The organism is Paenilisteria newyorkensis, from assembly GCF_000766145.1.
In the GTDB taxonomy this organism is placed as follows: domain Bacteria; phylum Bacillota; class Bacilli; order Lactobacillales; family Listeriaceae; genus Listeria_A; species Listeria_A newyorkensis.
Window position 1 is genome coordinate 68,721 of the sequence record NZ_JNFB01000007.1, and the last position, 21,997, is coordinate 90,717.

The 21,997-nt window shown below is 42.4% G+C and carries 22 protein-coding genes; 21 read left to right on the plus strand and 1 reads right to left on the minus strand.

All coding sequences use genetic code 11. The features are described 5' to 3' along the window. Positions 1–44: 44 nt before the first annotated feature. The 3 genes from pstB (EP58_RS02760) to phoU are packed head-to-tail and all read left to right on the plus strand — an operon-like array spanning position 45 to position 2,316. Positions 45–845, plus strand: a complete 801-nt coding sequence (gene pstB, locus EP58_RS02760) for a phosphate ABC transporter ATP-binding protein PstB (RefSeq protein ID WP_036089800.1) — start codon at positions 45–47, stop codon at positions 843–845. A gap of 25 nt (positions 846–870) precedes the next feature. Then, a complete protein-coding gene (pstB, locus tag EP58_RS02765) occupies positions 871–1,644 on the plus strand; it encodes a phosphate ABC transporter ATP-binding protein PstB (RefSeq protein WP_036089749.1) in 774 nt (257 codons plus the stop codon). A 12-nt stretch (positions 1,645–1,656) separates the two neighbouring features. Next, on the plus strand, positions 1,657–2,316 hold the full coding sequence (phoU, locus tag EP58_RS02770) for a phosphate signaling complex protein PhoU (RefSeq protein WP_036089752.1): 660 nt from the start codon (positions 1,657–1,659) through the stop codon (positions 2,314–2,316). 48 nt (positions 2,317–2,364) lie between these two features. Here the strand turns inward: phoU and EP58_RS02775 are convergent, their stop codons facing one another. Beyond that, positions 2,365–2,760: a helix-turn-helix domain-containing protein gene (locus EP58_RS02775; protein WP_036076692.1), complete on the minus strand. Its 396-nt coding sequence runs from the start codon at positions 2,758–2,760 to the stop codon at positions 2,365–2,367. 235 nt (positions 2,761–2,995) lie between these two features. Between EP58_RS02775 and EP58_RS02780 the strand changes: the two genes are divergently transcribed. The 18 genes from EP58_RS02780 to EP58_RS02865 all read left to right on the plus strand — a co-directional run bounded on the left by EP58_RS02780 (position 2,996) and on the right by EP58_RS02865 (position 21,890). Beyond that, a complete protein-coding gene (locus tag EP58_RS02780; protein WP_036089755.1) occupies positions 2,996–3,304 on the plus strand; it encodes an ArsR/SmtB family transcription factor in 309 nt (102 codons plus the stop codon). Between the two features lie 18 nt (positions 3,305–3,322). After that, positions 3,323–5,410 (plus strand): heavy metal translocating P-type ATPase, encoded by a 2,088-nt coding sequence (locus tag EP58_RS02785; RefSeq protein WP_036089757.1) that lies wholly within the window; start codon positions 3,323–3,325, stop codon positions 5,408–5,410. 142 nt (positions 5,411–5,552) lie between these two features. Continuing rightward, a complete protein-coding gene (locus EP58_RS02790; RefSeq protein ID WP_036089760.1) occupies positions 5,553–5,936 on the plus strand; it encodes a hypothetical protein in 384 nt (127 codons plus the stop codon). 13 nt (positions 5,937–5,949) lie between these two features. Continuing rightward, positions 5,950–6,600 (plus strand): HD domain-containing protein, encoded by a 651-nt coding sequence (locus EP58_RS02795; RefSeq protein WP_036089763.1) that lies wholly within the window; start codon positions 5,950–5,952, stop codon positions 6,598–6,600. Between the two features lie 21 nt (positions 6,601–6,621). Beyond that, on the plus strand, positions 6,622–6,864 hold the full coding sequence (locus EP58_RS02800; RefSeq protein WP_036089765.1) for a CsbA family protein: 243 nt from the start codon (positions 6,622–6,624) through the stop codon (positions 6,862–6,864). 181 nt (positions 6,865–7,045) lie between these two features. After that, positions 7,046–9,022: an excinuclease ABC subunit UvrB gene (uvrB, locus tag EP58_RS02805; protein ID WP_036089768.1), complete on the plus strand. Its 1,977-nt coding sequence runs from the start codon at positions 7,046–7,048 to the stop codon at positions 9,020–9,022. Between the two features lie 6 nt (positions 9,023–9,028). After that, entirely contained in the window at positions 9,029–11,896 is a 2,868-nt protein-coding gene (gene uvrA / locus EP58_RS02810; RefSeq protein ID WP_036089771.1) for an excinuclease ABC subunit UvrA, read from the plus strand. A gap of 369 nt (positions 11,897–12,265) precedes the next feature. Then, a complete protein-coding gene (locus tag EP58_RS02815) occupies positions 12,266–13,489 on the plus strand; it encodes a DUF4097 family beta strand repeat-containing protein (RefSeq protein WP_036089773.1) in 1,224 nt (407 codons plus the stop codon). Between the two features lie 71 nt (positions 13,490–13,560). Then, positions 13,561–14,847, plus strand: a complete 1,287-nt coding sequence (locus EP58_RS02820) for a PspC domain-containing protein (protein ID WP_036089775.1) — start codon at positions 13,561–13,563, stop codon at positions 14,845–14,847. Positions 14,848–14,868: 21 nt separating this feature from the next. After that, positions 14,869–15,060 (plus strand): PspC domain-containing protein, encoded by a 192-nt coding sequence (locus tag EP58_RS02825; RefSeq protein WP_036089778.1) that lies wholly within the window; start codon positions 14,869–14,871, stop codon positions 15,058–15,060. A gap of 9 nt (positions 15,061–15,069) precedes the next feature. Beyond that, positions 15,070–15,423 (plus strand): phage holin family protein, encoded by a 354-nt coding sequence (locus EP58_RS02830; protein ID WP_036089780.1) that lies wholly within the window; start codon positions 15,070–15,072, stop codon positions 15,421–15,423. A 196-nt stretch (positions 15,424–15,619) separates the two neighbouring features. After that, positions 15,620–16,558: an HPr(Ser) kinase/phosphatase gene (gene hprK / locus EP58_RS02835; protein ID WP_036059725.1), complete on the plus strand. Its 939-nt coding sequence runs from the start codon at positions 15,620–15,622 to the stop codon at positions 16,556–16,558. A gap of 30 nt (positions 16,559–16,588) precedes the next feature. Next, positions 16,589–17,422 carry a prolipoprotein diacylglyceryl transferase gene (gene lgt / locus EP58_RS02840; RefSeq protein WP_036089803.1) on the plus strand — a complete coding sequence of 278 codons (834 nt, stop codon included), beginning with the start codon at positions 16,589–16,591 and terminating at the stop codon, positions 17,420–17,422. A 21-nt stretch (positions 17,423–17,443) separates the two neighbouring features. Beyond that, on the plus strand, positions 17,444–18,094 hold the full coding sequence (gene ppaX, locus EP58_RS02845) for a pyrophosphatase PpaX (protein ID WP_036089783.1): 651 nt from the start codon (positions 17,444–17,446) through the stop codon (positions 18,092–18,094). Further along, positions 18,094–18,582, plus strand: a complete 489-nt coding sequence (locus EP58_RS02850) for an acyltransferase (protein WP_036089786.1) — start codon at positions 18,094–18,096, stop codon at positions 18,580–18,582. Before ppaX ends, EP58_RS02850 begins: the two co-directional genes overlap by 1 nt. 65 nt (positions 18,583–18,647) lie before the next feature. Further along, positions 18,648–20,123, plus strand: a complete 1,476-nt coding sequence (locus EP58_RS02855; RefSeq protein WP_052171327.1) for a tetratricopeptide repeat protein — start codon at positions 18,648–18,650, stop codon at positions 20,121–20,123. A gap of 67 nt (positions 20,124–20,190) precedes the next feature. Further along, a complete protein-coding gene (gene trxB, locus EP58_RS02860; RefSeq protein ID WP_036089788.1) occupies positions 20,191–21,147 on the plus strand; it encodes a thioredoxin-disulfide reductase in 957 nt (318 codons plus the stop codon). Positions 21,148–21,299: 152 nt separating this feature from the next. After that, the gene (locus EP58_RS02865) at positions 21,300–21,890 is read left to right on the plus strand and encodes a hypothetical protein (RefSeq protein ID WP_036089791.1); all 591 of its coding nucleotides are present in this window, start codon (positions 21,300–21,302) and stop codon (positions 21,888–21,890) included. Positions 21,891–21,997 lie beyond the last annotated feature (107 nt).

Below are 21,997 nucleotides of genomic sequence, written 5' to 3' on the forward strand. Positions count from 1 at the left end.
TTGGCGGACAAAAGGAGTTTTGTAAAATGATGGCAACTACTAATATGTCGTTCGCGATAAACGAAGCAAAAGATGAAATCGTGACAACTGGCGCGCCTGCGATGGCAACCAATGATTTGCACGTCTATTATGGCGACAACCACGCGATTCAAGGTGTCGATTTAGAATTCCATGAAAACCAAGTGACGGCGCTCATCGGCCCATCTGGATGCGGAAAATCGACCTACCTTCGCGCACTCAACCGAATGAATGACGAAATCGATGGCTGTCGAATGGAAGGCGAAATTTTATATAACGGCATCAACATTAACCGCAAAGAAGTGGATTTATACAACGTTCGTAAAGAAATCGGGATGGTGTTTCAAAAGCCGAATCCATTTACGAAATCGATTTTTGAAAATATTGCATTTAGCTTGAAACGTCACGGCATGAAAAATAAAGCCGAGCTCGCAGAACGTGTCGAGAAAAGCTTGCGTAGCGCCGCGCTTTGGGATGAAGTCAAAGATGATTTAGGCAAAAGTGCCTTATCATTATCTGGCGGACAACAACAACGCTTATGCATTGCCCGCGCGATTGCGATGCAGCCAGAAGTGTTGCTACTCGATGAACCAGCCTCCGCGCTCGATCCGATTTCGACGAGTAAGATAGAGGATTTAATCCATGAACTGAAGAAAAAATACACGATTATTATCGTGACGCATAACATGCAACAAGCCGCCCGCGTATCCGATCACACCGCTTTTTTCTACCTTGGAAAAGTAGTCGAAGTGACCGATACAGGGACGCTGTTTACGAATCCGTCTAATAAGCAGACGCAAGACTATATATCTGGTAATTTTGGATAATAAAAAGAAGAAAGGAGCCACCCAAATGTCAACCATAACCGACACGGAATTTGTCATCGAAACAAGAGACGTAGACCTATTCTACGGGCAAAAACAAGCGCTAAATAAGATAAGTCTCAACTTCAAAAAAAATCGTGTGACGGCGCTTATAGGTCCATCTGGATGCGGAAAATCGACTTTTCTGCGCACGTTGAATCGAATGAACGACTTGATTCCAAACGTTACAATCAAAGGCGAGATCAAAGTTGCCGACGAAAACATCCAAAGTTCCAAAATCGATACAGTTAATTTGCGCAAAAAAGTCGGGATGGTGTTCCAGCAACCAAACCCGTTTCCATTTTCAATCTATGATAACGTCGCTTACGGTCCAAGAACCCACGGCGTCAAAAATAAGAAAAAACTAGATGAAATCGTGGAACGAAGCCTGCGACAAGCGGCACTTTGGGATGAAGTGCACGATCGCTTGCACAAATCAGCGCTCGGCATGTCTGGCGGACAACAACAACGGCTCTGCATCGCCCGCGTTTTAGCGGTACAGCCAGAAGTTATTCTAATGGATGAGCCAACTTCCGCGCTCGACCCAATCTCCACAGCAAAAATGGAAAATCTGATTTTAGAGTTGAAAAAAGATTACACGATTGTTATTGTGACGCATAATATGCAACAAGCATCGCGTATTTCTGATGAGACAGCCTTTTTCCTCAACGGAGAAATCATTGAATTCACTGATACAAGCACCATTTTCACGAATCCAGCAGAACAACAAACGCAAGACTATATCTCAGGAAGATTTGGATAAGGAGCGAAGCATATGCCAGTTAGAAAAATTTTTAATGAGCAGTTAAACGAGTTGCACCAACATTTACTCGAGATGGGAATGCTAGTCAACGAGGCGATTTACAAAGCTGTTAAGTCTCTTGTTAATCGGGATCATGAACTAGCGGAAAACGTCATTGCAAGCGACCGAGCCATCAATAATATGGAATTGGCGTTGGAACAAAGATCCTTTGAACTCATTGCCCTCCAACAACCGGTAGGCATTGACCTTCGCAAAATTGTCACGGTTTTAAAAGCAAGTTCTGATTTAGAGCGAATCGGTGACCACGCCGTCAGCATCGCTAAAACAACGATCTTAGTCGGTCGTACCAAAGTCGTGAAGCCAATCCCAGAAATTCAAGAGATGGGCGATATCGTCAAAATAATGGTACATGACGTTCTAAAAGCTTATCTGGCGGAGGACGAGGAGGCAGCGCGTGAAATAGCATCGCGAGATAATGAAGTCGATAAACTGCAACGCGTCATTTATACAAAATGTATCCATTTCATGCAAGAAGATCCTGATCATTTAGAAGAAATTTCGTACTTACTTCTTGTCGCGCAATATTTAGAGCGGATTGGTGATTATGTAACAAACGTCTGCGAATGGATTGTCTATTTGAAGAGCGGCGAAATTGAAGAACTGAATAACTGATACACGAAAAAACTCTGTCACGTTGCTGTGGCAGAGTTTTTCGATGTATCAATTATTTAATTTCCGAGCTTGTTTCAAAGTGAATTCAAGGGAATCCATAATAAATTCCGTCGTTTCTTCCTGTAAGTACTCCCCGTTTAAATGTTGATGTTCCTCGTAACGCAAATCCTCAATTATTTTCTCGATTCGTTTTGCAATGTCGTTCTTTTCTTTTGTTGTGACCGGTTTATATGAGGGTTCACTATTTTGGCCAATTAAATAATCTACCGAAACATCAAATAACGTTGCAATATGGCGAACCGTATCCAAATCCGGTTCTCGAATACCATACTCCCAGTTACCGTATGTAGAAGGGGCCTTCAGTCCGAGTCTTCTCGCTGTTTCGGCTTTCGACCAGCCTTGCTTTTCCCTTAAAACTGTCAATCGTCCGCTTAAATCTGGCATGCTATCACTCCTTTGTGTAAATTATATCATGATTTTGCGGATTGAGCTCTTTTTTTACATAAATAAACTCATTTTGTACATAATGATTGAAATACTTGCAATTTTATCGAATCTATATTAATATATGTGTATATAAACATATATTAAAAATTATCCCATTTAAACCTTGCTAAGTTTCCTTTTTTGGTCTATTATATGTGTATATGAACATATACGAGAATTGGAGTGATAAGAGATGGAACAAAGCAAGCAACTATTAGGCGAAGAAACACTTTTTGGTGTGACACAGATTTTTAAAGCATTGGCAGATCCGACGCGCGTGCAAATTTTGAACCTCGTGCAAGATCAAGAGTATTCGGTGAACGATATTGCGCGGACGCTAGGTTTCAATCAGACAACGGTTTCCCATCAATTACGCTTTTTAAAGAATTTACGCTTGGTAAAATCAAGACGCGAAGGTACAACGATTTATTATACGCAAGACGACAACCACGTTCTGGAACTGCTCTCACAAGCGATTAGGCACGTGGAACACACAAATTGAGAAGGGACGAGGAGGACAATGGCAGAGTTCAAATTAACCGGGCTTTCCTGTGCGCACTGTGCGCAAGAGATGGAAGCCGAGATGAAGAAGTTGAAGCACGGCAAGGATGCGAAAGTACTCTATAACTCTGGGAAAATGGTTATTTCGAATAAGATGGAAATGGTGGATGTGGAGAAAATATTGAAACAAGAAGGTGTTTCTGTCGTGCAACCAGATGGAGATCACGATCATGACCATGACCATAGCCACGGTGACACAAAACTCATTGTTCAGATTGTCATTTCAACGTTGCTATTCTTCCTCGCCTTTTTTACAGATAAATATATGCCAACCTGGGGATCGTTCAGCATTTATTTCGTTGCGGCGGCACTCAGCGGATACCAAACGTTTTTCAAAGGACTTAAGAACTTATTTCGTTTGAAGTTTAACATCGATACGTTGATGACGGTTGCGCTAGTTGGTGCTTTTATTATCGGGGATTGGCGCGAAGGAACGGTTGTCGCGATATTATTCGGAGTGAATGAGTATCTAGAAGGCTTCGGCATGCGGCAAGCACGCAAATCGATGGCAGAATTACTCAAAGTCGTGCCAAAAACGGCGAACCTTTTAAAAGATGGCGTTGCAACGGAAGTACCAATTAATGACTTACAGCTCGGTGATATTATTTTGATAAAAGCCGGTGGAAAAGTACCGTCTGACGCTGTAATTGTGGACGGGAAAAGTTCTGTAAACGAAGCCGCAATAACTGGTGAATCGATGCCGGTGGAAAAACAAATTGGTGACGCTTTGTTCGGCGGTTCAGTCAATAACGAAGGAACGCTAAAAGCTGAGATTACAGCGGTTTACGAGGATTCATCGCTAGCTAAAATTTTGCATTTAGTAGAAGAAGCGCAGGAAACGAAGACACCGACGGAACTATTCATCGATCGATTTGCCAAATATTACACACCGATCATTATGCTATTCGCCGTATTAGTGACTATCGTGCCACCACTTTTCTTCGGAGGAGCTTGGGGTCACTGGGTTTACGAAGGACTCGCAGTATTAATTATCGGCTGTCCGTGCGCGCTAATCCTTTCCTCGCCAGTCGCGATTGTATCTGGCATTACGCGCAGTGCCAAGAATGGTGTTTTGATCAAAGGCGGCGTTTTCCTAGAGCAACTCGCTAAAACGAAACAAATCGCGTTTGATAAAACGGGCACACTGACAGAAGGAAAACCAGCTGTCGAAAAAGAAATCGTGTATGATGAAGCGAACTTTTTCCGAATTTCCAGTATGATGGAACAGAGCTCAGGGCATCCAATCGCAGCAGCAATCATCGCTCGCATCGGTGCGGTTGATGCAGAAATGGACAATTTAACAACGGTCGGCGGAAAAGGACTCATCGGCACATTCGAGGGCAAGCAATATTTCTTGGGCAATGAGCAACAAATCCCAGAATCGAGTTGGACAGACGCGGCTAGAACAGACGTTAACGCATTGAAAGAAGCAGGCTATACGGTCGTTATTACCGCATCAGAAACCGCGATTCTCGGCATGTTTGGTATTCAAGATGCTTTGCGCAAAGAGAGCAAGCAACTCGTGACCCAGCTCCATCAAGCAGGTATGACCAATATCATCATGCTAACTGGCGACCACGAAAAAACCGCTGAAAAAGTAGCAAAAGAAATCGGCATCGACCACTACTACGCCAGTTTGCTACCAGAAGATAAGCTGACAAAAATCGGCGACCTTCAAGCCCAAAACGGCAGTATTGCAATGGTTGGCGATGGCATCAACGACTCCCCAGCCCTTGCAACCGCAGACCTCGGCATCGCGATGGGGAAAGGAACAGACAGCGCGATTGAAGTAGCAGATATCGTACTCATGCAAGACCATTTAGGCAAATTACCAATCACCGTAAAAATTGCTAAAAAAGTAAGGTTCGTCGTAGGATTCAATATCGCCTTCGCGTTAGGCCTCAAAATCGTGGCGCTCCTACTCGCGCTAACAGGCTATCTAACTCTATGGATGGCAATCATGGCAGATATGGGCGCTACCATCGTCGTAACCATCTTTGGACTCTCCATCTTATTCCGAAGTAAAGTCGAAAAAGAAATCAAATAAGCAAGCAAAAACAAGGAGTAGCAATGCTTCTTGTTTTTCTTGAAATAAACCGATAAACCGCATACCATCAAGTGTTTTAGGTTGCTATCAACACGTATCCTCGTTATACTAGTAAAAAAAGAAAGCCATTTGGGGGAAGAACATGAAGCAACTATCTAATAGCAAAAAAATTATCGTTATTTTAGGCATCATAGCTCTACTCGCCGTCTCTGTTGCAGCAGTGATGTTCAACGATGACCTAATATCCGTCATCATCATTTCCATCGTCCAATTCATTTTGATCCAAGCGGTTTGCTATGTCGGCATTTATTCCGTTATGAAAGTTGGCGTCACACGCGGGCACAAATTATTCACATGGGGAATCTTGACGACACTTATTTTTATGGGACTCATCTATATTTTTGCAGCAGATAATTTCAGGCAATATTCGGCGGCTATTATCGCCTTACTTGGCTTCAGTTCAGCGTTAATCATGCGTGAAGTAGAAAACACGCATCCAGATAATAAAAAACAAGAAGAACAATGAGGAGTGAAACAAAATGGGAATCCATCAATATTTTCGTAGTTTATCAGATTTAGAGAATATTTATCGCTGTCCAGGCAAGTTCAAATACCAAGAACACTCAGTCGCGGAACACTCATTCAAAGTCACCCAAGTCGCACAGTTTCTAGGCAATGTAGAAGAACAAGCTGGACAAACCGTCAATTGGCGCGCCTTATATGAAAAAGCGCTGAACCACGACTATCCAGAACTGTTCATTGGAGATATCAAAACACCCGTCAAATATGCGACCGCAGAACTTCGCGAAATGTTGTCAGAAGTAGAAGAAACGATGACGCGAAACTTCATTAATAATGAGATTCCACAAGAGTTCCAAGCCATCTATCACGTGTTGCTTAAAGAAGGCAAAGACGACACGCTAGAAGGCCAAATTTTGGCGGTGGCAGATAAAGTAGACCTACTTTACGAATCATTCGGCGAAATCCAGAAAGGCAACCCAGAACCAACATTCACAAAAATTTACAGCGAGGCATTAGAAACCATTTACCAATTCCGCGACATGAACTGCGTCCAGTACTTCTTACGTGAAATATTGCCAGATCTACTCGCCGAAAAAGGTATTGAAAAAACAGATTTACCAGCTTTAACAGATGAAATTAAAGCACGCGTTTTAAAAGCAGACAGTTAAAAAAGAGGGAGAGCGAAGCCTATGTGGGATCAGCTAATTTCGGCGTTAATTTTTCCAGGATTGTTGGTTATTATATTATCTCGAATGACGTACCAACGCTTTGTAGGTTTAGGACTCACCGTGATTTTAATAGCTGTTTCCGCTCGCATGGGTTTCACGAACACCTGGTGGCTCATATGTTTAGACGCGATTTCGATGACCCTCGGGTTCTTCCTAGCAACACGAATGCTTGGCAGATTGCGTCAAGCAGATAAAGAAGCGTAAAAAAAGACGCATATTATGATGAAAAGGCTTTGCTTAACGGCGGAGCCTTTCGTACTACACGAATGCGAAAATATGTTCGCTTTTTGCTAGCGGATTTAGTCAGATTATGATAAAATGAATACAAGTGATGAGTCTGGGATTTGCCTAGACTCACTTTCGTTTTGCTAAAGGAGGAAAAAAGGTGAAGGATACATTTCAACTAGTTTCGAAATATACGCCACAAGGGGACCAACCGAAAGCAATCGAGAAATTGGTTGCCGGCCTTAGAAGTGGTATAAAACATCAGACCTTACTTGGAGCAACGGGAACGGGGAAGACGTTTACGGTTTCTAATGTGATTCAAGAAGTTAATAAACCAACGCTCGTCATTGCACACAATAAGACTTTGGCAGGGCAATTATATAGTGAATTCAAAGAGTTTTTTCCGAATAATGCGGTAGAGTATTTCGTGAGTTACTATGACTACTACCAACCGGAAGCTTACGTACCGCAAACAGATACGTTCATAGAGAAGGATTCCAGTGTGAACGATGAAATTGATAAATTGCGACATTCTGCAACAGCATCCTTGTTTGAGCGGCGTGATGTCATTATCATAGCCAGTGTTTCCTGTATTTATGGCTTGGGTTCGCCGGAGGAATATGGCGCTATGCTCGTTTCCTTACGACCTGGAATGGAGATTAGTCGCGATCAGTTGTTGCGCGATTTAGTAGAAATACAGTATGATCGCAATGATATTGATTTCCAGCGAGGTCGTTTTCGTGTCCGCGGCGATGTGGTAGAGATTTTCCCAGCATCCCGTGATGAACACTGTATGCGTGTGGAGTTTTTTGGTGATGAAATTGAGCGAATTCGTGAAGTAGATGCGTTGACGGGTGAAATCATCGGGGAGCGAGAACACGTTTCTATTTTCCCAGCATCCCACTTTGTGACGCGCCCAGATATTATGCAAAAGGCGATCGTGAATATTAAGGCGGAGCTAGAGGACCGTTTGAAAGTATTGCGTGCTGATAATAAATTGTTAGAGGCGCAACGTTTGGAGCAACGTACGAATTATGATATTGAAATGATGGAAGAGATGGGCTATTGTTCAGGCGTTGAGAACTATTCACGTCATTTAGGCTTGCGAGAAGCTGGCTCTACACCTTATACTTTGCTAGACTTTTTCCCAGACGATTTTCAAATAGTAATTGATGAATCCCATGTCACGATGCCGCAAATTCGAGGTATGTACAACGGGGACCAAGCGCGTAAACAAATGCTAGTAGATCACGGTTTCAGGCTGCCCTCGGCGTTGGATAATCGTCCATTACGCTTGGAGGAATTTGAGAAACATGTCAATCAAATTATGTACATCTCAGCGACACCAGGACCGTATGAACTGGCTTTAAATCCGGATGTGATTCAACAAATCATTCGTCCTACCGGTCTTCTCGATCCGATTATCGAAATTCGACCAATCGAAGGACAAATTGATGATTTGATAGATGAAATAAATGAGCGTATTAAGAAGAATGAACGCGTCCTGATTACGACGCTGACGAAAAAAATGTCAGAGGATTTGACGGATTACTTGAAAGAAACGGGTATCAAGGTACAATACCTGCATTCAGAAGTTAAGACGTTGGAACGGATTGAAATCATCCGAGACTTGCGACTAGGCGTATATGATGTACTTGTCGGAATCAACTTACTGCGTGAAGGAATCGATATACCTGAGGTTTCATTAGTTACGATTCTTGATGCAGACAAGGAAGGTTTTCTTCGCTCTGAGCGTTCTCTCGTTCAAACAATCGGTCGTGCCGCGCGTAATCAGAATGGTAAAGTTATTATGTACGCAGATAAGATGACCGACTCGATGAAATTTGCGATTAGCGAAACAGCGCGTCGCCGTGAAATACAAGAGGCTTACAATTTAGAGCACGGCATTACTCCACAAACGATTATTAAAGACGTTCGAGGTGTCATCGCCACAACAACTGCTGCTGAAACAAGAGAAGCTGAGCACTTGAAAGACCTTAGCAAGATGAACAAGAAAGAGCGAATGGCATTTATAGAAGAATTAGAACATGAAATGAAAGATGCGGCAAAAGCACTTGACTTTGAACGTGCAGCGCAACTTCGCGATACCATACTCGAGTTAAAAGCGGAAGGATGATTAGAGTTGGAAAAAGATAAAATTGTGATACAAGGCGCGAGAGCCAACAATTTAAAAAATATTGACGTCGAAATTCCAAGAGATAAGCTTGTTGTCATGACAGGCTTATCTGGTTCGGGAAAATCGTCGCTAGCTTTTGATACCATTTATGCAGAGGGACAACGACGTTACGTGGAATCGCTATCTTCTTACGCACGCCAATTTTTAGGTCAAATGGACAAGCCAGATGTAGATTTAATAGAAGGTTTATCTCCAGCAATTTCCATTGACCAAAAAACAACGAGCCGAAATCCGCGATCGACAGTAGGAACGGTAACGGAAATTCATGATTATTTGCGCTTAATGTATGCCCGCGTGGGACATCCAGTTTGCCCGAATCACGGCATTGAGATTTCATCGCAAACCATTGAACAAATGGTGGATCGTGTTTTAGAGTTGCCAGACAAGACGCGGATTCAAATTTTGGCACCTATTGTTTCAGGCAAGAAGGGTGCGCACAAGAAGACTCTAGAAGGTATCAAGAAAGAGGGCTATGTCCGCGTTCGCATCGATGGAGACATGTATGATATCGGAGACGAAATTGAACTTGAAAAGAACAAAAAACATTCCATTGATATCGTGATTGACCGTATTGTTGTGAAGGAAGGCGTGACCTCTCGTTTGTTTGATTCTATCGAGTCCGCCTTGAGATTGGCAGATGGTTACGCTGTTGTCGATGTTATTGGTGATAAGGAATTACTATTTAGTGAACATTACGCTTGTCCGTATTGCGGTTTTTCTGTCGGTGAATTAGAGCCAAGAATGTTCTCGTTCAACAGTCCATTCGGTGCGTGCCCAACATGTGATGGTCTTGGAACGAAGCTCGAAGTAGATATCGATACAGTCATTCCAGATATGAGTCTATCGCTTAATGATGGCGCGATTATTCCCTGGAAACCAATCAGCTCGCAATACTATCCAAAAATGCTGGCTGCGGCTTGTAAAGAGTTCAAGATTGATATGGATACACCATTAGAAGGTTTACCGAAAGAACACTTAGATATCATTCTGAATGGTTCAAATGGCAAAGAATTCTATTTCGAATATAAAAATGATTTTGGAATGACGCGCGAAACAAATATACCATTTGAAGGAATTATACCTAATGTGGAGCGCCGCTATCGTGAAACCAGTTCGGATTTCACGAGAGAACAAATGGCACAATATATGACGGATTTACCATGTCCATCTTGTAAAGGCTATCGTCTTAAAGAAGAAGCATTAGCCGTCAAAATTAACAAGACGCATCTTGGTGATGTGAGCAATTTCTCCATCATTGAAGCGCTGAACTTTTTCGATGAAGTAACACTATCTGAAAAAGAAACACAGATTGCAAAGCCGATTTTGAAGGAAGTAAAACAACGCTTAGGATTCTTGAAGAATGTTGGATTGGATTATTTAACATTGAGTCGTGCTGCCGGAACACTTTCGGGAGGAGAGGCACAACGGATTCGATTAGCGACACAGATTGGCTCACGTTTGACAGGCGTATTGTATATTTTGGACGAGCCTTCGATTGGGCTACATCAGCGTGATAATGATCGACTTGTTCATACACTGCAAAGTATGCGAGATATTGGGAATACACTAATTGTAGTGGAGCACGATGAGGATACTATGCTCGCGGCGGACTACCTAATTGATATCGGACCAGGTGCCGGTGAGCATGGCGGAGAAGTTGTGGCTGCTGGAACACCAGAAGAAGTGCGGAATAATAAGAATTCTATTACTGGAGCCTATTTATCTGGGAAGAAATTCATTCCGATTCCTTCTGAGCGTCGCAAAGGTAGTGGTAACAAGCTCGAAGTCATCGGAGCCAAGGCGAATAACCTCAAAAACGTAAGTGCAACCTTCCCATTAGGAACTTTTACATGTGTAACAGGCGTTTCCGGATCAGGGAAAAGTTCGCTAGTTAATGAAGTATTACGCAAAGCTTTATCCCGTCATATTAACCGGGCGCACGCGAAACCAGGTGAGCACAAAGAGATCAAAGGATTAGAAAATCTAGAGAAAATTATTGATATTGATCAATCACCAATTGGGCGCACGCCGCGTTCTAATCCAGCCACCTACACAGGCGTATTTGATGATATTCGGGATCTTTTTGCATCCACAAATGAAGCCAAAATTCGTGGCTATAAAAAAGGTCGCTTTAGCTTCAACGTAAAAGGCGGTCGTTGTGAGGCATGTAAAGGAGATGGTATCATCAAAATAGAGATGCATTTCTTACCCGACGTGTATGTACCGTGCGAAATTTGTCACGGAAAACGGTATAACAGTGAGACCTTAGATATCCGTTTTAAAGGCAAAAATATCGCAGAAGTACTGAATATGACTGTGGAAGAAGGCTTAGAGTTCTTTAAAAACCTTCCTCGTATAAGCCGTAAACTACAAACAATTGTAGATGTAGGGCTCGGATATATACGATTAGGGCAACCTGCAACGACACTATCAGGTGGAGAAGCGCAACGTGTGAAACTAGCTTCGGAACTTCACAAACGCAGTAACGGTAAGTCGTTCTATATTTTGGATGAACCAACAACTGGTTTGCACGCGGACGATATCGCACGCTTACTAAAAGTACTACAGCGTTTGGTAGATGAAAATGGCGACACTGTTCTGGTTATCGAGCATAACTTAGACGTTATAAAACAAGCCGATCACGTCATTGACTTAGGACCAGAAGGCGGAGATGGCGGCGGTCAAATCATTGCGAAAGGTACACCAGAACAAGTCGCAAAAGTAGCCAAATCCTACACCGGGAAATACCTAAAGCCAATTCTAACTCGCGACAAAGCCAGAATGAAAGAAAAAATAGCAAGCAAAGCAGACTAACAAAGATAAACTCAAACTAATTCTAAATAAGCCGAAGAGCGCCCAACCCTATTTTTTCGGGTAGGACGTAAACGAAGCTTTACACAAATCGAGCGAGAGCGTTTGTAATATGGGCGTTTCGTGGACTTCTGGCGGGGTATGCTTCGCTTCCAGATTCCACGAAACGCCCGAATTGCGAATGCTTGCCGCCGATTTTTTTTGCGTATACACTAAATCCAAAGTGACAAAAGTCTAAAGAAATAATCATACTCTGGTTGTATGACAGAAATGGTCTTGTCGGTCATAATAGAGTTATCAGTTTAGAAGCCAAGCATTTATTTTACAAATACTTAATGGATATCGCTATATTTCCACGAGGAGGAAAAAAACATGGAAAACGAACGCAAACGAATTTTAGAACTAGTGAAACAAGGTATTATCTCTACGGAAGAAGCGCTAACGTTACTTGAAAATATTTCAAAAAAAGAAGGCAAAAGTGCAGCAGCGGAGGATATCCGCTCTTCGGAAACAGTGGAAGACGTGCAAGAAGAGATCGTTAAAGAAGAATACGATTATTCGCAAGGTTGGAATACGAAAGAAAATCCATACCGTGGTGGTGCTTCTTACAAGAAACGCCCGCAGCCGAAACAAAAACCAGAAGCTGGTCAAGAGAAACAACAAGATACTGGTCGCCAAATCATGGATGAGCTTTCTCAAGCAGGAGAAAAGTTCGGTAAATTCTTGAATAGTGCTTTTGAGCAAGTGAAGGATATGCCGATTCCGTTCTTGACGTCGACGAAATTAGAACGTGATTTTGTTTACCATGATACAACTTTATCGATTTTAGAGTTCGAAATTGCGAATGGTAATGTGGAATTCAAGACGTGGGACAGCAATGATGTGAAGGTGCACGCGAATATCAAGCTTTTCAAAGAGTATCCAGAAGACGAAGCATTGCAAATTTTCTTTGACAAAACGACATTACGTGTGGATGAAGAGACTTTGCGCTTCCAATCACCATCTAAACAAGTGGTAACGAACTTGACGATTTACTTGCCAGAGCGCGAATATGATTATGTATCGATCAAGATTTTGAATGGTAATCTTCATATTGAAGGGTTGACAGGTCGCGATATGTTCGCCAAAACAACGAATGGTAATATCAGTGTTGGTACGTTGAATACGACGCTAACAGAGATCGAATCTATCAATGGAAATGTTCGTGTAAATAGTGGTACGGTGCGTGATTTATCGCTAAAAACATTCCACGGCAACGTTTCTGCTAAAGGTGCATTTGACTCAACGAACCTGCAAACGAAAACAGGAAACATCTCATTCACATTGACGAACCATGATTCTAGCTTCTTGAAAACAAAAACTGGTGTTGGTAACATCGATGTTCAAGTGCCAAGCGAGCTAGGTGTGGATGGTAAATTGCATACGAATCTAGGTAAGATTAACCTTGGAATCTCGGATGCTGATGTGCTTGATGAAACATCTGACTCTGTTAACAAAACAATTCTTTTCACAAAATTACCAAAATCAAATGAAGCTGTTTTGAAAATCGAAGCAGAAGCAACGACTGGTAACGTGAGAGTAAAAGACGTGAAGTAAGATGGCGCGCTATCGCTTTCGAGGGATAGCGCGACTGGTTACATATTTATGAATGAAAGGAAGGAACAATGATGGACAAAAAATTAAGGAGATCCAGATCAGATCGTAAAATAGGCGGGGTTTTTGGTGGATTATCCGAATATCTCGGTATCGACGCCAACGTTTTACGTATTATCTATGTTGTACTTATTATTATTTCTTGGAAAACGATGATCGGGGTTATTGCTTATATTATTGCCTTGTTTATCATCCCTTCCGAAGATACAAGCTACGATGAAGTGATCGATCGACATAACCAAAAAATGAAAGATAAATACGATCGCCACGAAAGAAAAATGCAATCAAAAAGCGAGCGCATCAAACAAGCGCAAGCGACACACTCAGAACGCGCAAAAGAAATGCAACAACGCCATATCGAGCGTGCTAGAGAAATGCGCGGACGCCACGGACAACATCGCCAAAACCGCATGAATCAGCGTATGAATATGGAGAATAATATCCACGGCAATCAAAAGACTGCGCGTCCAAGACCAATTCGTGAATTTGAGTTTAACAATACGACTTTCCGCACGATGGAATTAAAAATCGCAACTGGTGACATCATTATTCGTGCTTGGGACAAAGATGACGTGAAGATGCGCACGGTACTTTCTGTGCACAATAAGGCTAGAGCAGTCCAACAACTGAGCGAAGAGAAACTGTGGGATTATTTCTTTAGCCAAACAACGCTTGATATGTCTAATGACCGTTTTGTTTTTGAATCGAAGAATGATGCATTGAAAACAGATATCGTGTTGACTATTCCAAAACGGACCTATGAGCAAGTGAGAATTCAATTGTTGAATGGTAACTTGAAATATGACGATATGGAAGTTGACGATAGCACGCTAAAAGTCCGTCATGGTGATATTAGATCAACTGGAACGGCAGGTAAATTCCTCGTTGCTAGCACGGAGGACGGCGAAATTCTATTCAAGAGCGGTAAAGTTGAAAACATCGATTTGCATACGACAAAAGGAGATATCTCTATTACAGGAGATTTCCAAACAACCGTTGCCGTTGCTGAACATGGTGATGTAGGCTATATTCTTCAAAATGATCAAGCAACAGCAGCCGACTTGAAGGCGCCTCACGGTGATCTTCGTATCCAAATTCCAGCAACATGGAATGTGAATGGGACACTTGGAACGAAACGCGAAAAAATCTATTTTGACCTAAAAAATGCAAAAGTCTGGGATGAGTCTAATAAGTCCCTTGTGTTCACGCAAAATTCAGAAGAGATGAGTGTCGCAACATTGCAAGCCGCAGTGGACAACGGCATCATTAAAATTACCGAATTAGAAGAAAAACAAGTATAATCTATCTTAGGAGGAACTAACATGAGAAAATTAACGAAATCATCATCACAAAAAATGCTAGCAGGTGTATGTGGCGGAATTGCTGAATACTTCGGATGGGACGTTACGCTGGTTCGTATTGGTTGGGCATTATTAACCCTATTTTTCGGAACAGGAATACTCATCTATATTATTTTAGCCATTCTTATGCCAGCTAATTCAAGTTGGGAGTGATCCAAGTAAATGCGTTGGATAGCAGGAGTTTTAATTAATGCGATATTATTTGTCGCTCTATCTGGATTCTTTGAAAGTTTCCATGTAGAAGGATTTACAGGTGCGGTGATTGCAAGTTTTGTATTGGCGATTTTGAATATGTTGGTGAGACCGATTCTCCTCATTTTGACATTGCCGATCAATATTTTCACACTTGGGTTATTTACTTTCGTCGTGAACGCGATGATGCTAGAATTAACGTCATTCTTCCTAGATTCGTACATTCAAATTGAGACTTTTGGGACGGCATTATTAATTGCGTTACTGATGTCGCTTGCCAATATGGTTATCAATTCGGTACTTTGGAGTAAAGAACCACGATGAGATGAGACCTCGAAATAGCAGGACTTCGCTAAATGAAGAATCGCTTCCTTTCGGGGTTTCTTTTCGTATGTACAAAAATAGGTAGCCTTAAAAATGAGAAAGTGCTAAAATGAGATATAGATTGCAGACAAAAAGGATTGGCGGGATTGGGCTGTGTTTTGAGCTTTGTGCCTGTTGACTTAATGGAGGTACTTTCATGACAAAATCAGTAACGGTGAAAGATTTAATGGAACGTCTAAATTTGGAATTGATTTGTGGGGAAGAGGGATTGGAACGACCAATCTTGACGAGTGACTTATCACGCCCAGGCTTAGAATTAACAGGCTTCTTTTCTTATTACCCGGAGGATCGGGTGCAGCTTTTTGGAATGACGGAGATTTCTTTTTCGGAAGGGATGTCGAGTGATGAGTGTTTGAAACGGTTCCGCCAAATGTGTACGAATCGGACGCCGGCATTTGTTGTGTCGCGCCATTTGGAAGCGCCGAAAGAGTTGGTGCAAGCGGCGACGGAAGCTAAGATACCTGTTTTGCGTTCGAAACTGAAGACGACGCGTTTGTCGGTATATGTGACGAATTATTTGGAAAGTAGATTGGCACCTGTGATTTCGATGCATGGTGTGCTGGTCGATATTTATGGCCTCGGTGTGATGATTATGGGGTCAAGTGGTGTCGGTAAAAGTGAGACGGCGCTTGAGCTTGTGAAGCGTGGACATCGGCTGGTTGCGGATGATAATGTGGAGATCAGACAGGAAGATGAGTTGACGCTTATTGGACAGTCGCCGCCGATTATCGAGCATCTTCTGGAGATTCGCGGTTTAGGAATTATTAACGTGATGACGCTATTTGGTGCTGGTGCTGTGCGTTCTAGCAAGAAAATTACGATTGTGGTTCACCTTGAAAGTTGGGATCCAGACAAGCATTATGACCGCGTTGGATTGGATGAAGAGAAGATTCGAATTTTTGATATTGATGTGCCAAAAATTACGGTACCGGTTCGTCCAGGGCGTAACTTGGCGGTTATTATTGAAGTTGCGGCAATGAATTTCCGCTTGAAAAACATGGGGTACAATGCAGCAGAGCGCTTCACACAAGATTTAAATAACCTTATTGGTCAAAATAGTAGTATGACAGATTGAGGCTAGTCTGTTTTAGAAAGTAGGGGCATGATGAACTTGAATTTTGCGGCGCTGGATCCAGTGGCCATTCAATTAGGTGGAATATCGATACGCTGGTACGGTGTTATTATTGCGACGGCTGTTGTGGTGGCGCTACTTATTGCGTTACAGGAAGCGACGAAACGCAATGTAGATAAAGAAATATTGGTGGATTTGCTTATTTGGGCGATTCCGATTGCGATTATCAGTGCGCGTATTTATTATGTGTTGTTTGAGTGGAGTTATTACAAGGATCATTTGAACGAGATTATCAAAATTTGGCATGGCGGGATTGCGATTCATGGGGCGTTGATTGGTTCTGTGTTGACCGCGATTATCTTTTCTCGCATTAAGAAAGTTTCGTTTTGGCAGTTGGCGGATATTGTAGCGCCGAGTTTGATTATTGCGCAAGCGATTGGACGTTGGGGCAATTTTATGAATCAAGAGGCTCATGGTGGGCCAACGACGCGTGCTTTTTTAGAGAGTTTGCATTTGCCTGATTTTATTATTAATCAGATGTATATTGATGGTGTGTATTATCAGCCGACGTTTTTATATGAGTCGATTTGGAATGTGATTGGCTTTATCGTGTTGCTGGTATTGCGTCGGACGCGAATTTTGCGTGGGGAACTGTTCTTGTCTTATGTTATTTGGTATTCGGTTGGGCGCTATTTTATCGAAGGTTTGCGGACGGATAGTTTGATGTTGACGGATACGCTTCGGATGGCGCAGTTTATTTCGATTGTGCTTGTGGCGCTTTCAGTGGCATTGATTGCTTATTTCCGCGTGAAGCGTGATCGCCCGTATTATTTGGAAGATAAGTATGGTATCGCGAAGAAGAAATAGGGTTTTAGAGAGGAAGTACACATGACTGGGAAAATTACGACATTGTTGTTTGACTTAGACGGGACTTTGATTAATACGAATGAATTGATTATTAAAACGTTTCAACATACGCTGGGGGCTTATTTTCCGGAGCGGACGTATGAGCGTGAAGATATTTTGCCGTTTATTGGGCCTTCGTTGATTGATACGTTTACTGGGCTTGATCCGGAGCGTGCGCAGGAGATGGTGGATCATTATCGGGCGTTTAATAAATTGCATCATGATGAATTAATTTTGGAGTATGATGGGGTTTATGAGGCGATTAGAGCGCTGTATGAGGAAGATTATAAATTGGCGATTGTGTCCACTAAGATGTACGATATGATTCTTAAAGGGCTCAAGACGACTGGTTTGGATAAGTATTTCCAAGTGGTGATTGGTCTGGATCAAGTGGCGTCGCCGAAACCGGATCCGGAAGGAATTAATATGGCGCTGAAATTGCTGAATTCGACGGCGGATGAGGCGATTATGGTTGGCGATAATTATCATGATATTGAAGCGGCACATAATGCGAACGTGAAAAGTGCTGGTGTTTCTTGGGCCATTCGTGGTGCGGATTATTTAAGAGGTTATGATCCAACGTACATTTTGGAATCGATGGGCGATCTTTTGGATATCGTGAGGGAAGATTAGTGCGCCGAACGAAACGGTTTGAGACGAAGAATGGTGTTAATCCGCTTTGGAATGTATATAAAACCGTGTCGTTTGGCCGTACGTTGAAGAATACGCTTGTGATTGAATGCGGGCGTATTTTTCCTTTTATGCGCGGAAAACGGTGGCTTTACCGGCATGGATTGGGAATGAAGATTGGTGAGAATACATCGATTGCTTATAAAGTGACGGTGGATCTTTTTTATCCGGAGAAAATTACGATTGGGCGGAATTCGGTGATTGGCTTTAATACGACGATTTTGACGCATGAGTATTTGATTCAGGAGTACCGGATTGGTGAGGTCGTGATTGGTGACGAGGTTATGATTGGCGCGAATGTGACGATTTTGCCGGGTGTTAGTATCGGCGATGGTGCTGTAGTTGGTGCTGGTGCGGTCGTTTCGAAGGATGTCCCAGCGCGGAGTTTTGCCAGAGGAAATCCGATTGTTATTAGTGAATTAGAAAAGTAACGCCCCTTATTGTCTCATTTTATGGTATACTCAACTTACTTGGAAAATGCGCGGAGGTTAAAAATTTGAAAAATAGTAAAGAAGATAGTAACAAAATTTATCCGTTTAGGCCGAATGGTGAGTTTTATTTTCAGCGAGGTATTGAGGCTTTTCGTAATCAGGAGATGCCGGAAGCGTTGCGGTATTTGGAACGGGCTGCTTTTTTTGAACCGGATGAGCCTGTGATTATGTGTCAGCTGGCGATTTGTTATACGGAGCTAGGTCAGTTTGATAAGTCGAATCAGATTTTGCGTCGTGTTTTGGATGAGGCGGATGATATTCATTATTGTTACTATTTCATGGCGAATAATTATGCGTACATGAAGGAGTTTAAACAGGCGTTACAGCATGCAAATAAGTATTTGGCGCTCGTTTCTGAAGGGGAATATGTCGAGGAAGCGAAGGATTTGATCCAGCTTATTATGGAAGAAGCGCCCCTTGCGAGTTTTGGTGTGAGTGATATGTCAGAAATCGAGAAGGCGTCTTTTGCGTTCAAAGCGAAGGTAGACGAGCTTGTTTCGGAAGATAAATTGGATGAGGTTAGCCAGTTTCTGATTGCTGAAATCCAGGATAATCCTGTTTTTTGGCAGGCTTATATTGAACTTGCGGGCATTCGTTTTAAAGAGGAGCGGTTTGCTGAAGGACTGGCGATATTGGAAGATGTGTTGGCACGAGACCCAGGAAATTTCATGGCGTTGTGCGAGCTTTATTTGTATGCTTATTATCAGGCAGAGTGGGAGCAGGCAGATGCGGTTTTGAAGGAGCTTGGAAAAGTGGAGCCGTTTATGTCGTCGCAACGGGAGAAGCTGGCGCGGATTTGTGCGATGTCTGGGGATTACGAACACGCGGATCATTTGTTTGCAAAAGTGGATCAGCTGGAAATTCTGGATCGATATGCGTATTATTATTATCAGGCCGAGACGGCGTTCTTTTTGGGGCGTTTGGGTGAGGCTCGAGATTTTTGGCAGCATTTTAAGCAGATTGATGGGGAAGAGCTTGATTTTCCGTGGGATTATCCTGATTTGCTGGCGAATGATGAGCGTGCGGTTTTGGAGAAATTGGCGAGTGATGATCGGGCGGAGCACTTGTTTGGTGTGTATTTGTTGACGGTTTCGGATAAGCAGCCAGCGCTGATTATGTTCAATGATTATTTCGATATGACGGGTTGGGACTTTTTTGAGCATTTGATTTTTTCGGAGTTCGAATTTTTGCCGGATAGTCGAGATGCGGCGAATTGCAATGCTGCGGTTGCGATTCTAGGCCGTTTTGAAGAGCTTGATTTCCCTGCAAAAGTGGAGACGGCTTCGATGTATGTGTTTGTGCTAGATTTTATGAAGCGTTCGATTGATCAGAAATATGATTTACGGATGAAAAATTTGGACGGAGTGGCTGCGGCGATTTTGTATCGATATAAGTTTGGAACGCAGAAAGTGGTTGCGGATTTATTTGATATTTCGGTGGCGACGCTTCGTAAATATACGCTTGAGATCGAGAATTTTTGAGCAGATAAATGGACGGAAAATGCGTGAGGGTTTACGATAGTTCTAGAGTTAGATTGGAGGAATAACAGTGAGTGAAGAGAGGATTTATGACGTTATTATTATCGGTGCTGGGCCTGCGGGAATGACTGCGGCGCTTTATACTTCCCGTGCTGATTTAGATACTTTAATGATTGAACGCGGTGTTCCAGGTGGTCAAATGGTGAACACAGCTGATATTGAGAATTATCCTGGTTTTGACAGCATTCTCGGACCAGATTTGTCGGAAAAAATGTTTTCTGGTGCGAAACAATTTGGTGCGGAATACGCGTATGGTGATATTAAATCGGTCGAAAATGGCCAGGAATATAAGACGGTTGTCGCGGGTTCTAAGACGTTCAAAGCGCGCTCGATTATTATCGCGACAGGCGCCGAACATCGCAAGTTAGGTGCAGAGGGCGAAGATAAGTACAGCGGTCGCGGCGTTTCTTATTGTGCGGTGTGTGATGGTGCTTTCTTTAAAAATCGCGAGCTAATCGTTGTCGGAGGCGGGGATTCAGCTGTGGAAGAAGGCGCGTATTTGACACGATACGCAAGCAAAGTAACGATTGTGCATCGTCGCGATAAATTACGTGCGCAACAAATTTTGCAAGATCGTGCTTTCAAAAACGAGAAAATCGAATTCGTTTGGAATAGTACGGTGGAAGAAATTGTTGGCGACGACATGAAGGTGACTGGTGCTCGTCTTGTTTCGACGGTTGATGGCTCTACATCTGAAATAAGTGCGGATGGTGCGTTTATCTACGTCGGCCTTGTACCGCTTTCGAGTGCTTTTAAAGGACTTGGAATTCTGGATGATGAGGGTTATGTTATCACGGATGAGGAAATGGAAACATCGATTCCAGGAATTTTTGCGGCAGGAGATGTTCGCGTGAAGTCATTGCGCCAAGTAGTTACAGCAACTGGTGATGGTGGTTTAGCGGGACAAAATGCACAAAAATTTGTGGAAGAATTAAAAGAAGCTTTAGTAGAAAAAACACAATTATAAGGTCAAAAATAGAGAACAGCTGACTAAATCTAGTTTTTAGATGGAGTTGGCTGTTTTTTCGCGCGCTATTTTTGCTAACTATCATATTTTAGTGATTTCGGTTTACAGAGAGAACATGATATAATGGCTAAAAATGAAGGTAGGGAGTAGTTTTGGCAGATTGGTTTATGATTCTAAAAGAGATAGTTTCCATATTGGCTGAGGCTACGACGATACTTGGAGTTATCGCCTTGGTCTATACGGTTCGCCAATTTAAGCGTTCAGAAGTTCAGCGGGATATGGATGTTAGGATGCAAAAAATTGAGTACTCTGTGGATTTATTACATGCTTTTTCGAAAGATATTATACCTGCTATAAACACATATATCAGGCGAGTTCAGGCTGAGTTAGATATAGCCAAATTTGGTAGTGTGGGGCAGGATAAAAAGGGAGAAATTATTGTCGCAGTTAAGATACAATGCGGAGGATTAGAAATTTTGAATGCAATGGAGCATATTTGCGTCTATGTAAAAACCGAGATAGTCGAAAATGATATTATTTTTGATCCAATTAGCGGTGTTTTCTGCGATTTTATGAGTCAAAATGAAGACTTGCTAGAAAGTGCTCTGCAATATGGACCATTTAAGAATATCAGATACGTTCAAAATTTGTGGACAACAGAAAAAATACTAGCGATTACTAATCAGCAAATGGAGGAACTAGCGATGAAAAAAGAAGAGTTGTTAAGTCGGAGAATGACTTGAAAAAAGAGAAAGAAATGGTATAATGAGAGGTGAGTCTAGTGGTAGTAAGTCAAGTGAAAAGGAGTAGTTATTCGAGTAAAAACTTCGTTTTAAGACCGAACAAAACT

Bases quoted from the DNA above. Each gene is read 5' to 3' on its own strand.
- pstB (WP_036089800.1), top strand. From the start codon at position 45: ATGTCGTTCGCGATAAACGAAGCAAAAGATGAAATCGTGACAACTGGC.
- pstB (WP_036089749.1), top strand. From the start codon at position 871: ATGTCAACCATAACCGACACGGAATTTGTCATCGAAACAAGAGACGTA.
- phoU (WP_036089752.1), top strand. From the start codon at position 1,657: ATGCCAGTTAGAAAAATTTTTAATGAGCAGTTAAACGAGTTGCACCAA.
- EP58_RS02775 (WP_036076692.1), bottom strand. From the start codon at position 2,760: ATGCCAGATTTAAGCGGACGATTGACAGTTTTAAGGGAAAAGCAAGGC.
- EP58_RS02780 (WP_036089755.1), top strand. From the start codon at position 2,996: ATGGAACAAAGCAAGCAACTATTAGGCGAAGAAACACTTTTTGGTGTG.
- EP58_RS02785 (WP_036089757.1), top strand. From the start codon at position 3,323: ATGGCAGAGTTCAAATTAACCGGGCTTTCCTGTGCGCACTGTGCGCAA.
- EP58_RS02790 (WP_036089760.1), top strand. From the start codon at position 5,553: ATGAAGCAACTATCTAATAGCAAAAAAATTATCGTTATTTTAGGCATC.
- EP58_RS02795 (WP_036089763.1), top strand. From the start codon at position 5,950: ATGGGAATCCATCAATATTTTCGTAGTTTATCAGATTTAGAGAATATT.
- EP58_RS02800 (WP_036089765.1), top strand. From the start codon at position 6,622: ATGTGGGATCAGCTAATTTCGGCGTTAATTTTTCCAGGATTGTTGGTT.
- EP58_RS02815 (WP_036089773.1), top strand. From the start codon at position 12,266: ATGGAAAACGAACGCAAACGAATTTTAGAACTAGTGAAACAAGGTATT.
- EP58_RS02820 (WP_036089775.1), top strand. From the start codon at position 13,561: ATGGACAAAAAATTAAGGAGATCCAGATCAGATCGTAAAATAGGCGGG.
- EP58_RS02825 (WP_036089778.1), top strand. From the start codon at position 14,869: ATGAGAAAATTAACGAAATCATCATCACAAAAAATGCTAGCAGGTGTA.
- EP58_RS02830 (WP_036089780.1), top strand. From the start codon at position 15,070: ATGCGTTGGATAGCAGGAGTTTTAATTAATGCGATATTATTTGTCGCT.
- hprK (WP_036059725.1), top strand. From the start codon at position 15,620: ATGACAAAATCAGTAACGGTGAAAGATTTAATGGAACGTCTAAATTTG.
- lgt (WP_036089803.1), top strand. From the start codon at position 16,589: ATGAACTTGAATTTTGCGGCGCTGGATCCAGTGGCCATTCAATTAGGT.
- ppaX (WP_036089783.1), top strand. From the start codon at position 17,444: ATGACTGGGAAAATTACGACATTGTTGTTTGACTTAGACGGGACTTTG.